This window comes from Phenylobacterium sp. (assembly GCF_036264965.1).
GTDB lineage: Bacteria > Pseudomonadota > Alphaproteobacteria > Caulobacterales > Caulobacteraceae > Phenylobacterium.
Window position 1 is genome coordinate 19,278 of record NZ_DATAPY010000016.1, and the last position, 13,871, is coordinate 33,148.

Annotated in this window: 15 protein-coding genes; 9 read left to right on the plus strand and 6 right to left on the minus strand. The window is 69.7% G+C overall.

The window, feature by feature from the left end:
- Positions 1–72: 72 nt before the first annotated feature.
- A complete protein-coding gene (locus VHS75_RS01525) occupies positions 73–498 on the minus strand; it encodes an EamA family transporter (protein ID WP_329636838.1) in 426 nt (141 codons plus the stop codon).
- Positions 491–856, minus strand: a complete 366-nt coding sequence (locus tag VHS75_RS01530; RefSeq protein ID WP_329636839.1) for an EamA family transporter — start codon at positions 854–856, stop codon at positions 491–493. The genes VHS75_RS01525 and VHS75_RS01530 overlap by 8 nt, the downstream gene beginning before the upstream one ends.
- Positions 857–1,069: 213 nt before the next feature.
- On the opposite strand from VHS75_RS01530, the gene VHS75_RS01535 reads away from it, so the two are divergent.
- The 3 genes from VHS75_RS01535 to VHS75_RS01545 all read left to right on the plus strand — a co-directional run bounded on the left by VHS75_RS01535 (position 1,070) and on the right by VHS75_RS01545 (position 3,540).
- Positions 1,070–1,285: a hypothetical protein gene (locus tag VHS75_RS01535; RefSeq protein WP_329636840.1), complete on the plus strand. Its 216-nt coding sequence runs from the start codon at positions 1,070–1,072 to the stop codon at positions 1,283–1,285.
- A 79-nt stretch (positions 1,286–1,364) separates the two neighbouring features.
- A complete protein-coding gene (locus VHS75_RS01540; RefSeq protein ID WP_329636841.1) occupies positions 1,365–2,165 on the plus strand; it encodes a hypothetical protein in 801 nt (266 codons plus the stop codon).
- Positions 2,166–2,241: 76 nt separating this feature from the next.
- Positions 2,242–3,540: a PQQ-dependent sugar dehydrogenase gene (locus tag VHS75_RS01545; protein ID WP_329636842.1), complete on the plus strand. Its 1,299-nt coding sequence runs from the start codon at positions 2,242–2,244 to the stop codon at positions 3,538–3,540.
- A gap of 9 nt (positions 3,541–3,549) precedes the next feature.
- Here VHS75_RS01545 and VHS75_RS01550 read toward each other — a convergent pair whose 3' ends face one another.
- Positions 3,550–5,139, minus strand: coding sequence for a metallophosphoesterase family protein (locus VHS75_RS01550; protein WP_329636843.1), 1,590 nt, complete (start codon positions 5,137–5,139; stop codon positions 3,550–3,552).
- Positions 5,140–5,370: 231 nt separating this feature from the next.
- On the opposite strand from VHS75_RS01550, the gene VHS75_RS01555 reads away from it, so the two are divergent.
- The 4 genes from VHS75_RS01555 (at position 5,371) to VHS75_RS01570 (ending at position 8,664) form a co-directional block, all read left to right on the plus strand.
- Positions 5,371–6,471: a hypothetical protein gene (locus VHS75_RS01555; RefSeq protein ID WP_329636844.1), complete on the plus strand. Its 1,101-nt coding sequence runs from the start codon at positions 5,371–5,373 to the stop codon at positions 6,469–6,471.
- A 120-nt stretch (positions 6,472–6,591) separates the two neighbouring features.
- Positions 6,592–7,842 (plus strand): pilus assembly protein TadG-related protein, encoded by a 1,251-nt coding sequence (locus tag VHS75_RS01560; RefSeq protein WP_329636845.1) that lies wholly within the window; start codon positions 6,592–6,594, stop codon positions 7,840–7,842.
- The gene (locus tag VHS75_RS01565; RefSeq protein WP_329636846.1) at positions 7,839–8,261 is read left to right on the plus strand and encodes a TadE/TadG family type IV pilus assembly protein; all 423 of its coding nucleotides are present in this window, start codon (positions 7,839–7,841) and stop codon (positions 8,259–8,261) included. The genes VHS75_RS01560 and VHS75_RS01565 overlap by 4 nt, the downstream gene beginning before the upstream one ends.
- Before the next feature lie 49 nt (positions 8,262–8,310).
- Positions 8,311–8,664 (plus strand): TadE family protein, encoded by a 354-nt coding sequence (locus VHS75_RS01570; protein WP_329636847.1) that lies wholly within the window; start codon positions 8,311–8,313, stop codon positions 8,662–8,664.
- 23 nt (positions 8,665–8,687) lie between these two features.
- On the opposite strand, the gene VHS75_RS01575 is transcribed toward VHS75_RS01570, so the two are convergent.
- Positions 8,688–9,065: a hypothetical protein gene (locus VHS75_RS01575; RefSeq protein ID WP_329636848.1), complete on the minus strand. Its 378-nt coding sequence runs from the start codon at positions 9,063–9,065 to the stop codon at positions 8,688–8,690.
- A 123-nt stretch (positions 9,066–9,188) separates the two neighbouring features.
- Positions 9,189–9,578, minus strand: a complete 390-nt coding sequence (locus tag VHS75_RS01580; protein ID WP_329636849.1) for a response regulator — start codon at positions 9,576–9,578, stop codon at positions 9,189–9,191.
- Positions 9,579–9,805: 227 nt separating this feature from the next.
- Between VHS75_RS01580 and VHS75_RS01585 the strand changes: the two genes are divergently transcribed.
- Complete coding sequence (locus VHS75_RS01585) at positions 9,806–11,437, plus strand: CHASE2 domain-containing protein (RefSeq protein ID WP_329636850.1); 1,632 nt, start codon at positions 9,806–9,808, stop codon at positions 11,435–11,437.
- Positions 11,434–12,324 (plus strand): hypothetical protein, encoded by an 891-nt coding sequence (locus VHS75_RS01590; protein ID WP_329636851.1) that lies wholly within the window; start codon positions 11,434–11,436, stop codon positions 12,322–12,324. Before VHS75_RS01585 ends, VHS75_RS01590 begins: the two co-directional genes overlap by 4 nt.
- On the opposite strand, the gene VHS75_RS01595 is transcribed toward VHS75_RS01590, so the two are convergent.
- Entirely contained in the window at positions 12,321–13,655 is a 1,335-nt protein-coding gene (locus VHS75_RS01595; protein WP_329636852.1) for an autotransporter outer membrane beta-barrel domain-containing protein, read from the minus strand. The two genes, VHS75_RS01590 and VHS75_RS01595, sit on opposite strands and share 4 nt — an antisense overlap.
- Positions 13,656–13,871: the final 216 nt, after the last annotated feature.

Genomic DNA, 13,871 nt, shown 5'->3' on the forward strand with positions numbered 1-13,871 from the left:
GCGTGGGGACATAGTCTCAGGCGACTCTGGCGGCAATCGGGACGGCTGTCTGCGGGGCATTGCGGCGCGGGCCTAGTCAGGCGTCGGGCCGGGCGTGGGCGCGGCCCCGGTGTCCGAGGCGAGCAGCGCGACGCCGCCGGCGATCACCAGAACGCCTGCGACCCGCAGCGGATTGAGCATCTCGTGGAACAGCAGGACGGCGCTGGCCAGGGTGGTGACATAGATGATCGCGGTCATCGGGAAGGCGCGGCCCAGGTCGATGTCCTTCAGGATCGTCATCCAGATCAGGAAGCCCAGGAAATAGAGACCGAACCCCAACAGTACGACGGGCGTCGCCAGGGCTTGGGCGACCAGGTGGATGAGGCCTGAACGATCGTCCAGCGTCGCGCCGGCGTATTTGAAGGTGATCTGGGTCGCGGTCTCCACGACGATGAACAGCAGCCAGCCGCCGATGGCGGCGGCGAGGGGGCGTGATTTGGCCGGCGCGATCTCAGCCAAGGCTGGCGCCCACCAGGCCCGCGCCGATCGTGACCAGGCCCGCGCCCAGCCAGCGGCGCGCCCGCGGCCGCTCGCCGAGGAAGAGCCGCCCCGCCAGCACCGCGCCGACATAGGAGAGCGCCGCCATGGGCCCCACGATGGAAAGCGGCGCATGGCCCAGGACATACATCCAGGACACCGCCTCGACGCAGTAGCCGGCGAAGCCCGCCAGCACCCAGGGACTGGTCGCCACGCCGCGCCAGAAGGCGGCGCCGGCCGCTTGGTCGCCGATGGCGTCCAGGCCCAGCTTGAACGCCGTCTGGCCGAACACATCGAGCGCCACGGTCAGCGCGAACAGGAACCAACTCAACGCGCTCATCCGCCGCCTTCTGCAAGATATGACCTGGGCGTCGCCCGTCCCCGACGATCAAGACGCCACCGAGGACCATGGGCCGTCGCAGGGCGATTTGGCCAGCCGCGGAATGGCGCGACCTGAACGGCGGCTAAACGGGCGGCTCAGCTTTGCCTCAGCGGGTCCGGCGCAACCTTGCCGACGATCCGCCCAGACTGGCGGAGAGCAAGGTAGACGACCATGCCGAACACCCGCGCTGTCGATTGGGCTCCGCTGGACCACGCCGCCAGGGAGCCGGTGAAGGTCGGCGACATGATCTCCGCCGAGGCGGGCGGCATGCCGATCTATCGGGTCACAGCCTTCGAGGAAGGCCGCGCCTGGGTCGCCACCGCCACGGGCGCGCCGGCCCGCGCCATGCCGCTCGACGGCTTCCGCTGGCGCGCCGCAACGGCTTAAGGCGGACCGGGCGAACGAGGGTTTACGAGCCGGCGCATCTCTGGCCAACTTCCCCGGGGCAATTTGGGGGAGTGCCACGATGGCGGATGCTGTGATGGGCGCGCGGCCCAAGGCCGTTTCACCGCGCCAGTTCTACGTCTGGATGGCCGGAAGCTGTTTCCTGATCGCGGTTCTGGGCTTCTTGCCGACCTACTGGATGCCGCTGGCCAAGGGCAGCTTCAAGGCCGAGCCCATGGTTCACATCCACGGGATCCTGATGTTCGGCTGGGTGACCTTCTTCTTCACCCAGGCCTGGCTGGTGGCGCAGGGCAAGATCCTGGCGCACCGGACCTGGGGCATGCTGGGCATCTCCATCATCACCGGCATCGCCTTCATTGTGCCGACCATCGTGTCGCTGCGCCTGGCGCAGGCGGCGACGCCGGGAGAGCCGGCCCAGGCGGTGCACGACGCGCGCGCCTTCACCTGGGTGACCATCGGCGGGCTGCTGTTCCTGGTCACGGCCTTCGTGCTGGCGATCGTCAAGCTGAAGGATAGCGAGACCCACAAGCGCCTGATCCTGCTGATGACCATCTCCATGCTGGGCGCGCCGATCGCCCGCTGGTTCATCTTCGCCGCCCCGCCGGCGCCGCCGTGGCCGGCGGGCCTGCCGGACATCTCCACGCCGCCGATCATCATCGCGATGATCGCGGGCCTGCTCGGCGACATCCTGCTGGGCGTGGCCATTGCCTACGACTGGCGCACGCGGGGCAAGGTCCACCCGGTCTATCTGATCGGCGGCGGCATCATGCTGGCGCTGCACCTGACCACCGGCCTGGTGGGCAATTCCGCCGCCTGGCAGAGCGCGGCCATCGCCATCGGCAAGCTCGGCCTGCCGACCTAGCACCGACGCCTCTGGATCGCGGCGCGCGCCCGTGAGATGCAGGGAGCGCAAACAACGCTATCCGAGGGGGACGCCGGTGCTGAAGGTTTCGAGAGCGATGAGCGCGGTGGCGCTGGTCCTGGCCCTGACGCCGGCGGCGGGGGCCTGGTCGCAGCCGGCGGCGCCGGCCGCCGCGATTCCGTCCTTTCCGCCAGGCCCGGACTATGCCGGCGTGGCGGGCAGCGCCGCGGAGAACGCGCGGATCGCCGGCCTTTGTGGCGCGAACCGCAACGCCAAGGACGGCTACGTCCCGACGCCACTGCTGCCCGATCAGGCCCACGCGCCGAAGCCCGCGAAGACTGAGGCCTTCAAGGTCGAGACCGTCGCCAAGCTCGACCGCTCGGTGGGCCTGGCCTTCCTGCCGGACGGCAAGATGCTGGTCTCTCAGCGAGCCGGCGGCCTGCGGGTCGTCGACGCCAAGGGCCAGGTCTCCGAGCCCGTGAAGGGCGCGCCGGAGATCGCCGGGGTGATGGGCACCAGCAACACCGGGCCGGTGCTCGACCGCGACTTCGCCAAGACCCGCATCCTTTACTACGGCTACACCGCCGCCCCGCCGGCCAAGGGCGAGCCGTTCATGGGCCGGATCATGAAGGCCAGACTCTCGGCCGACGACATGAGCCTTGAGGACGCCAAGACCATCTACGAGGACAAGTACCTGAGCCCGCGCCGCATCGTGCAGGCCAAGGACGGGACCCTGCTGATCGCCTCCGCCGAGGTGGCCGACCGTGGCCCGAACCCGCAGTCGATGACCGATCCGCGCGGCAAGGTGCTGCGGATCAAGGCCGACGGGACGATCCCCAAGGACAATCCCTACCTGAAGACCGCCGGGGCCAATCCGGCGCTCTACGCCGTGGGTTTCCGTGACATCCAGGCGGCCGCGCTCAACCCCACCACCGGCGAGCTGTGGGTCGGCGAGAACGAGCCCATGGGCGGCGACGAGCTGAACCGGATCAAGGCCGGCGCGAACTACGGTTTCCCGATCATCAGCTATGGCCGCCAGAACAACGGCGGCATGATTAATGGGGGCAAGACCGTCCAGGAGGGCCTGGAACAGCCTGTCTATTACTGGACGCCGTCGATCGCGCCCTCGGGCATGGCTTTCTACACCGGCAAGGCCCTGCCGGCCTGGACAGGCAGCGTCTTCGTGGGCGCCATGTCTGGCCAGCAGCTGGTCCGCCTGCAGATGAAGAACGGCCGTGTGGTCGCCGAGGAGAAGCTGCTCCTCGACCAGTGCAAGCGCATGAAGGACGTGAGCCAGGGGCCCGACGGAGCGATCTACCTGATCACCGACATGAGCCCGAGCGAGATCCTGCGCATCGTCCCGGCCGGGAAGTAGCCGCGCCCGCTAGTCTCGGCGGGGGCGACGCAGGGTGAAGGTCTCGAAGGGCGCGAGCCGACCGTCGGCGCCCGCCACGTCGTAGTAGGTGACCTTGATGCTGGTGGCGTCGCCGGGGCGCGATCCTGGATCGACGGTGAAAGCGGCGAAGCCGTAGGCGTGGGCGGCGTTGCGCACCGCCGACCAGGCCGCGGGCTCGCGCACATAGACCGGCGGTCGCTTGCCGGTCTTCGAATCCGGGGCGCCGACCGCGGTGATCACCCGGGACTGCGGCGGGTCGAAGAAGAGGTCGTTCGAGGGCTTGGACGTGCCGCCGCCGCCCAGCACCATGTGGACGCAGCCCTTGGTGGTGTCGATCACGTCGGTGGACGTCGCCGCGACGCGCGGGGTGAGGGTGGCGTTGGCCTCTGCGCCGCGGATCGGGTGCGAGCGCTCGTAGTGGTGCTCGTGGCCGCAGACCACCAGGTCGACGCCGTACCTGTCGAACAGCGGCGCCCATTCCTCGCGGATCCCCAGGTCGGCGCCGTTGAACTTGTCGGCGCAGGAGATGGCCACCTGGTGCATGCAGACCACGATCCAGTCGATGTCGCGGTTGCGCCGCGCGGCCGCCAGCTCGGCCTCCAGCCAGGCCTTCTGGGCGCCGGCCGAATAGCCGCGGACATAGGCGTCGCCGCCGTCCTGGTAGCAGACGTCGTCATTGGCGATGGAGACCACCCGCACCGAGCCGGCGGTAAAGGCGTACCAGAGGCCGCGGGTCACCTCGGTCTGGCCGGGCGCCTCGGGCACGGAGAAGTAGGTCTGGTAGGCGCGGTAGCCGATCGGGCCGTTGCCCAGCTCGTTCTCGTGATTGCCGGGCGAGGGCATCCAGGGCCGGTTGGCGGCGCTTCGGCTGTTGTTGGTCCAGAAATCCCACCAGGCGCGCACCCGGTCGTGGGCCAGGTTGGCGTAGCAAAGGTCGCCGTTGAACAGGTGGAACAGGGGCGCCACGCGCTCCACGCCCAGCGTCGTGTCGGCGGCGGCGGGCGAGCCCAGGTTGTCGTTGACGAACAGCGGCCCTGGCAGGGTCACGCCCGGCGGCGCCACATATTCGCGGCCCGCCGTCGGCGTGCCCTGGTCGCCAAAGCTGGTGAAGGTGAAGGCCGAGCGGCCCCGCGGGGCCGTGCGGAAGGTCGCGAACTGCGGCGTCGCCCCCTCGTGCAGCGCGCCATAGAGGTAGGAGGTATCGGGACTCAGGCCGGCAAGCTTCGCATGGTGGGCGTAGACCGTCTGGCCGGACTTGCCGTCGACATAGCTGACCGTCCGCGCCGCGACGGTCTGTTCGAGCCGGCCGTCCCGGCGCCCCAGGATCACCCGCGCCCCGCGCACCGGCTGCAGGGTGTGCCAGGAGACGGTCATCTGAGCGGCGGCGTCGGCGCCGAATTGCAGATGCAGGCCCGCCACCGGCGGCGTCGCGACAGGATCGGCTGACCCGCGCGGCGCCTCGCCGGGTCCGGCCGCGGCCGAGGTCCCGGCCACCGCCACGCCGACCCCCAGGCCCGCGGCGGCCAGCAACCGCCGGCGGCTGACGTCGAACTCGGATCCGCGGTCGGGTGAGGTCATGGCGGGTGGGTCGCGTGAGGGGTGTTCGAGCGACCTATCCCAGCTCTGCGACAGTTCGGCAAATTGGCGACGGCGGGAACTGACCTTGCTCGGTCCAAGCGGCTTTCGTGGAAGGCCTCGATCCGCCTCTTCGGGTCCGCCAGGCATTCTGGGGATTGTAGAATGGCATTCGAAGGCGTCCGATCCCTCCTGAGCCGGGACGCAACGACGCCAGGCCAGGGAGGAAACATCATGACGACAACCGGATCCGATCGGTCAGCCGGCGCCCGCCGCGTGGCGATCACCCTTGCCGCCTGTGCGACGATCCTGCCGATCGCCGCCATGGCCGAGCCCGCCGCCTACAAGGCGCCGCGCACCGTGTCCGGTCAGCCGGACCTCGGCGGCTATTGGTCCAACGCGACGCTGACCCCAATGCAGCGGGACAGCAAACTCGGCGATCGCCTGGCCTTCACGCCGGCGGAGGCGAAGGCGCTGGAAGTCGACGAGGCCCACCAGGTCGATGTGGGCAACAAGCGCACAGACCCCGACGCGCCGGTGAACGCGCCCAACGGGCTGGAGCTCAAGCCCTCGTTCCTGGCGGCCGGCGGCGACGTCGGCGGCTACAACCGTGGCTGGCTGGATCCGGGCCACACCGTGATGCGGGTCGGCGGCCAGCCGCGCACCTCGCTGCTCACCACCAAGGACGGTCACGTCCCGAAGCGCAAGACCGCCGCGGCGAGCGCCGCGGGCTACTACAGCGGCGGCGGCGAGGGCAGCCGCGATCCCCTGGGCTCATACGACAATCCGGAGAACCGGCCGCTCAGCGAGCGCTGCATCATGTTCGGCGGCAATGTCGGGCCGCCGATGCTGCCCAACGGCTTCTACAACAACGACTACAACATCGTGCAGACCCCCGACGCCATCGCGATCCAGGTGGAGATGGTCCACGACACGCGCATCGTGCGGCTGCGCGCCAAGCATCGCGCCGACGACGTGCGGCCGTGGTTCGGGGACTCTATCGGCTGGTGGGAGGGCGACACCCTGGTCGTCGAGACCGATCACATCCCGCAGAAGCAGGCCTTTCAGGGCGCCTGGAAGGACCTGACGATCACCGAACGGTTCACCCGCACCGCCAAGGACCGGCTGCGCTATTCGTTCACGGTGAGCGCGCCCAGCTCCTGGGACGCGCCCTGGGGCGGCGAGTACGAGTTCGCCCCGATGCAGGGCGTGATCTACGAATATGCCTGCAACGAGGGCAACTACGCCCTGCCCGGAATCCTCGCCGGCGCCCGCGCCGCCGAGCATGAACATGCCGACGCAGCCGCGAAGAGCCCGGGCGGCGCGGGAGGTTAGCCGGCGGCTGACGTCGCCGCGGATCCGCGGTCAGCCGGCGGCCTAGGTTCGTCCATGGTTTTCGCGGATTAACCCCCCTCGTTTGCGATGAAGTAACCGCGCGCAATTATGTTGGCGGTCATGAGCCGCAGCCATCTCATCCATGAGGCGCGACGCCTCGTTCGTCATCTCCGCGCCGAAGGCGGCAATGTCGCGATGATCTTCGCGCTGTCCATGCCGATGGCCATGGGCGGAGCCGGCCTGGTCGCCGAGACCAGCTACGACTATTTCCAGAAGAACCACCTTCAGGCTGCCGCCGACGCGGCCGCCTATGCCGCGGCGCTCGAGAACCGGGCGGGATCCGACATCTCCACGATCAACGGCGCCGCTTCGTCGCAGGCGACCTCCAACGGCTGGTCGGCGACGGGGGGTACGATCACGGTCAACACCCCACCGGCGTCGGGCGCCAACATCACGCCGAACGCCGTCGAGGTCCTGCTGACCCAGAACACGCCGCGGTTCTTTTCGGCCGTATTCAACACCCAGCCGATCGTCATACACACCCGGGCCGTCGCCCTCGCCCAGACGGCCGGCGACGCCTGCATCCTGGCGCTCGACAAGACCGCCAGCGGCGCGGTCCAGGTCCAGGGCAATTCGACCCTCACCCTGACCGGCTGCGACGTCATGTCCAACTCGGTGGCCAGCGACGGCGTCAACGTCTGGGGTTCCGGCAAGCTGTCGGCCAATTGCGTCGAGTCTGCCGGAGGCATCACCAACAAGTCCGGCCTCACCCTCACAGGTTGCCAGTCGGCCATCACCCAGGCGCCGCGCGTCGCCGATCCGTTCGCCGCCCTGCCGACCCCAAGTCAAGGTCAGAACCAGACGGTCCCCAAAAATCCAAAGGGGCCGGTCACGCTTCAGCCTGGCTACTACAAGAGCGGCATGAGCCTCAGCGGCAACGTCGTGCTCAGCGCCGGCGTCTACTATGTGTCGGGGAGCGATTTTTCGGTCAACGCGAACGCCACCGTCTCCGGCAGCGGGGTCACTATCTTCCTGGCGGCGGGTTCGCAGGTCTCGATGAACGGCAACGCCGTGGTCACCCTCTCGGCTCCGACTTCGGGAACCTACAGCGGCATCCTGTTCTTTGGCGACCGGACCGCAACCAGCGGATCCAACGTCTTCAACGGCGACGCCACCTCCAAGCTCACCGGCGACCTCTATTTCCCGACCCAGCAGGTCACCTACCAGGGCAACTTCACCGGCACGAACGGCTGCACCCAGATTGTCGCCGACCAGGTGCAGTGGACCGGCAACGCCACGGTGGGCGTGAACTGCGCCGCCCAAGGGATGGCCGCGATCCCGGCGCGCCAAGCGGTGACCCTGGTGGAATGATGCGCCGCTTCGCCCGCTTCGCATCCGACCGCAGCGGTCTGGCCGCGCTGGAATTCGCACTGATCGCGCCGCTCCTCGCGACCCTGCTGGTGGTCGGCGCCGACACCTGGCTCAATGTCAGCCAGAACCAGGACATGCGCACAGCGCTGCAGAGCGGCGCGCGCTACTACCAGACCGGTGGGGCGGACGACCCCACGGCCCAGCTCGTCGCCCAGCAGGCGTGGCCGGGCAAGCCCGCCGACGGCGCGGTCAGCGTCGCGCGAAGCTGCACCTGCGGATCGAGCCCGGTCGACTGCGCGACCCTCTGTACCGGATCCAATCCCCCGTCGGTCTTCCTGACCCTGACGGCGAGCGGCACCTTCACGGGGCTGCTCCAGTCCCATGCCATGTCACAGAACGATACCGTCCGTGTTCGCTAGGCTTCGCCGCGGGATCGCGCGCGCGGCGCGGGCGGAGTCGGGTGCGACGATGGTCGAATTCGCCCTGGTCTCTCCGGTGCTGCTGGTGTTCCTCCTGGGCTCCTTCCAACTGGCCTGGGCCCTGCATTGCGCCGCCAGCGTCCGCTGGAGCCTGGAGACCAACGCGCGGAACATCATGCTGAATCCGTCGACGACCGCCGACCAGCTGAAATCGGCGATGCTGACGCAACTCAACGGTATCGCGGACACCCACAACATCACCGTCTCGCTCACCGCCGACAACTCGACGCCCAACGCTCCGGTGCTGCGCGCGGCCAGCGTCTACCAGACCAACCTGATGATCCCCTTCCTTCCCCAGCAGGCGCTGACGTTCAACGCGCAGACGGAAGTTCCCGTCCCCTAGCCTCGGCGCGGGCGCGCGGTCGGTCAGGGCTTGCCGTGAAGATGGGCCCGGTCCGCGGCGCGGTCTCGGCCGTGATCCCGGTCGGCGGAGGTCGGCGCGTTGGAATTTGACGTCGACTTCGCCTTGACGCTCGCCTGGGTTCGGTCGCTGGCCCGGTCCGCGCCGAAATCGCGGTCTGTTGCGTTCGGACCGTTGGTCTGGGCGAGCCCCATGGCGCTCATGTGACCGGCGGACATCCCGCCAAAATTGCCGTTCACGCCGCTCATGCCCCCGGCGCCTGCGCCGCCCCCGCCATGCGGACCGGCAAGCAATGGGCTGGCGGAAAGGCCGACAAGGGTGACGCCGAGAGCCAGGGCGCGGACGAAGGCGCCGCGCGGCGCGGCTGAGATATGGTCGCTCATGCAGTATCTCCCTACGGACCCATTCGGCCCCGTTCGGAACAGCCCCTCAGCGCCGGCGGTAACCCGGTGGGCCGGAATTGGTTCCGAAGTGGGAGGTCGGCGCCTTCTGCAGGCGGCTCGCCATCAGGCGGCCGCGAGCTTCGCAGCTGCGGCGTGCATGGCCGGGGCGCCGCGCCAGGCGGCGGCGCGAAGCACGGCGCGCTGGACGTCGGCGATGCTGACCGGCTTGGAGAGCGCGCCATTGAACCGGTCCGGTAGGTCGGTGAGATCGGTCGACCAGGCCAGCACGAACTGATCGGCCGGCAGGGCGGCGGCGACGTCGTCGCCGGACAGTCCCGGCATGTGCCGGTCGAGGCAGATGAGGTCGAAGTGGTCGACGCGGGACGCGTAGAGCGCCTCGGCGCCGTCATCCGCCGTGGTCACCGCACATCCGAGATGCGCCAGGATTTCCGTGAGCACGAGGCGGTTCACCGGGTGGTCGTCGACCACCAGCACACGCAGTCCACCGGACATTCGTCCCTCCCATGGGCTCCGTCAGCCCTTGGTCCGAGATTAAGCCGCTGCGGCAGGCGGTCGCAATTTGGCGCCATTCCCTAGGGGTTTTTACGGAATACCCGCGAGGACGGGATGTCGGCCGTCGCCATGGCGCAGCTTGGCGCGCTAGACATCGGGGAACGTGTGCTGACAGTGCGGCGCGCGACCCGGCGTCTGAGGTCCGGGTCCGCACGGGGGATGTGGGCTTGTCAAAACGGCGGGACCAGGACGGGCCAGATCGGCGGCAGGGTCATCGGCCGTGGTATGGCGAGGCGGTGCTGGCGGCGCTGGCGGGCGGGCTGTTCGGGCTGGCGATTGCGGCGGTCCTGTCGCTGGGCCTGGCGTTCGGCTATTCGCCGATGGTGGCGCTGGAGCGGCTAGGCGTCGACCTGAGCATGAACGCCCTGGCCGACAGCGACGAGGCCGGCGCGCGCGGGCGTGGGCAGGGCGGCTACGTCTTTGTCGACATCGACCGCGGCGCCTGCCGGCTGTTTGCGCCGATGCTGCCCGGGCCGGGGCCCGGCCCTGGGCCCGCGGCCGAGGCCGTCCACGAGGCGAAGCCCCTGACGCCCTGCGAGATCGGCAAGCCGGCGCCGCAGGGCCTGATCCTGGATTTCGTCCGCGCGGCGGCCACATCGAAGGCCGCCGTCGTCGTGCTGGATATCGCGTCGCCCGATGACGCCGCGTCCGCCGCGAGCCTGCGGACCGGGCTGGCCGCATCGGCGGCGGGGAACGGACCCTGGATCATCGTCGAGGCCGCTGCGCGGCCGGACGACGACGCCACGAGCTTCGGCTATTTCGGCGACCCGACGCGCGACACCGCGACCTGGCCGGTGAGCGGGAAGGTGCGTCCGGCGCTGATGGCGCCCACCACCGACCCCACCGCCGACGACGGGGTCATTCGCCACTATCCGCCGGCCGGATGGGTGGACGCGGGCGGAGCGGGCGACCGCTACCTGCCCTCGGCGCCCTATCTGGCCGCCTTGCTGGCCGACCCGCGGCGGGCGGGCCTCGCCGACTGCGCCTATTTCCGCGCGGCTGCAGGCTGCGCGGCGCAGGCCGATCGCGCCGGCCTGTGGAGCGCGAACCGCGGCAGGACGCCGGCCTCGCCGATCCACTATCGGTTCAAGAGCCTGTCGCTGGATCCGGACGCGCGGCCCACCGCCGAGGCCGAGCTGCGCTACCGCGGCCGTTACGACCGTTATGAGGCCTCGGACCTGTTGAAGAAGGGCGCCTTCGTGCTCGACCCCAAGGCCTTCGCCGGTAAGACCATCGTGCTGGGATCGAGCCTGCGGTCCGGCTTCGACTGGCATGCCACCCCGCTGGGCCCGATGAGCGGGGCGGAGGTGATCATCAACGCGACCAATTCCTTCGCCGAGTTCGGCGTCCAGCCGGATCCCGCACCGAGCGGCGCCAGCGCCCGGGTGGCGCGCTGGTTCGCGGTGTTCGGCGAGCAGGCGCTGGGCGTGATCTCCGCGACGCTCCTGATGACGCCGGTGTGGTTCATCGTCCATGGACTGGCGCATTATTCGGCGCGTCACTCGCGGCGGATCAGGCTTCTGACACGGCTCGCCTGCGCGGCGATCTTCGTAGCGGGTCTGGCCTTCGTCCTGCGCTTTGAACTGGGCCATGCGGCGGAGCAGATGCGCACGGCGCTGAGCGTGGGTCACGCCGGCCCGGCGGTCGACCTGCTGGGCCCGACGCTCGGGGTTGGCCTGGACGGCTATTCGGTCTTCTCATCCTGGCTGACGCGCAGCCTGGAAGCGTGGCTCGTCGCGATCTGGGCGTTCGGCTATTCCCGCATTCGGCCGGGTGCGCCGAAGGGAGATGAGACATGACGGCTCGCGGGAAGCTCATCGGTCTGTCGTTGGCGGCGATGGCGCTGCCTGCGGCCGCGCAGGCGGCGGCCTGGGGCTCGGTCGGGATGGTCGAGGCGATCCGCGGGGCCGGGTCAGACGACGAGGTGAAGGTCGAACGCGCGGGGGAGGGACGCCACGTCATCGGCCCGCATGAGCCGCTCTACAACGGCGATCATCTGGTGATCCGCGGCGCGGCGACGGCTTGCGTCAACGTGAGCGGGGCGCGCAGCTGCTGGACCAGCCGCACCACCAACACCACGGTGGCCTCCCACGGCCCCGGCGCAGCTTCGATCCTCGACGCAGCCTTCTTCCGGGCGATCGGCCTGGGCCCGCCGGCGGCAGGGATGGGCATCGTCACCGGGACGGTGCTGCGGTCCGCCGGCTCGACAACGGCGGCCGGAGTCGCGGCGATCGGCCTGCTGCCCGCGGGGCCGCAACATGTGACGCCCGCAGCGCGGACGGTGGTGGCGGCGTGGCGGGGCCCGGCGCAGGCCCTGACGCTCACGCCTGAGGGTGGGCCCGCTGTCAGTCTTTCGGCGTCGGCGGAGCGGTTCGCCGAAATCCCTGTCCCTGCGGGGCGGACCGCCTTCCGCATCCAGTTGCAGCCATCGGAGGTCGTCTGGAACGTCTCGACGTCGCCGACGGCGCCCAGCCCGCCGTGGTATGCGGGACGTCAGCCCCGCGACCGGGAAGAGCGGTTGGCGCGGGCGACCTGGATCGTCACCGACGGCCCGCCCGAGTGGCGGATGTTCGCCTTCGGCGAGCTGGCCGAGCTGGCCAGGGCCGGCTTCGGCGACGCGCCGGAACTCTACCGCGCCGCGCTCGAAGGCCGGCTGCGGCGGCGCGCGGAAGCGGCGGCGTCCTAGAACTCCTTCCGGACCCCCAGGGTCGCGGTGTAACCGGAGATGTCCTTCAGCCCGACGACAGTTTCGATGTCGACGAAGCCCGCCCAGCCCCGGGCGAACTGGCCGGAGACGCCGCCGCCCACCATGTAGCGCATGCGGTCCGGCGAGATCGTGGTCAGCCGGATCCCCGGCAGCGCGCCGGTCGTGTCGGCGACATAGTGGATCGTGACGTTGCGTTTGTTGTCCTCGGCCTCGTAGACCGCCTGGACCCGGGCGTAGGGCGACACCACGCCGGCCGCGATGCTGATCGCCTTGGAGACGTCGAAACCCAGCGCGAACTGCAGGCTATTGCTGGACTGCTTGTCGTAGCCCAGGTCCAGGCCCTGCGCGCCGCTCTCCTTGAACCCGTCGAGGTCCAGGTTCGTGGCGCTCACCGAGAGCGAGGGGCCATAGGTCCAGCCGCCGGCCGCGTTCATCGAATAGGCCGCGGTGATCGACCCTTCGAACTGGTTGCCGCTCGTGGTCCCGTGCGCCACGCGGGTGATCTGCTCGTCGCCTTCCGAGTAGTCCATCCGGCGGTCGCTGTCGTAGTCGACGCGGCCGTAGCCCAGGAGCCCGGTGAATTCGATGTGGTCGGTCGGCGACCAGAGGCCGTAGACCGTGCCCATCCAGGTGCTCGAGTCCATCTTGCCGGTGTTCGACGCGAACTTGAGGCTGGTGTCGCCGTAGCTGAGGGACGCGCCGGCCGTGAGCTTGTCGCTGAACCGGTAGTCGGCGCCCGCGGTGATCGATTTCTGGTCGAAATCGTAGCCGGTCTCCAAGGGGTTGTCTGTCCGGCTGCCCGACCCGCCGACCAGGTTCACATAGCCCTGCAGCCGCGGGGCGCTGAGACCGCCGAGGCCCGCGGTGTCGCCGTTCGTCGCCAGCAGGACCGGGCGGTAGGCGCTGGCTAGGCCGCGGCCAAAGCCGATGTGGCTGAGCGCCGAGATCCGGCTCGCCACCGCGCTGGTCGCCGGCCGGATGGAGCCGTCGACGACCCCGCCCTGGGCCAGGACCTGCTCGGGAGTGATCGCGTCGAGGCCCATGTTCGCGAGGTTGGGCGTCGCGAGCGCCGGGCCCAGGAACCAGGAGCAGCGGGCCTGCAGATCGCTGCCCGGCGCCAGGTTCGGGCAAAGCGCGCCCAGATAGGCCGCAGTGCTGGCGAACTGCGAATTGCCCTCAGCGGTGGTCACCAGCTTCGAGGTGTTCGGCGACGGCGCCGCCACCTGCGCCGAGGCCACAGTCGCCGCCAGGGAGACGAAGCTCCCCGCCAATGTCGCCCAAAGCGCTGAACGCCCACTCTTGCCGACCATGCCCCGACGCCCCCTGATATCCCCGTCGGCCAATCTGACAGCCTTTGCCCAATGGTCCAACTTTGAGGCCGGGTTGGGGGCTGCCGAGCGGCGACGCAGGCCGGCGTCTTCGGCGCCAGCGTCACTATTGCTTCCTCCTGTAGCGGATTTGCGCCAACCTTGGGCTCCTGTTGGGGAACAGCGTTGTGGGTATGAGGACTGTCAGCGGGCTTCGCG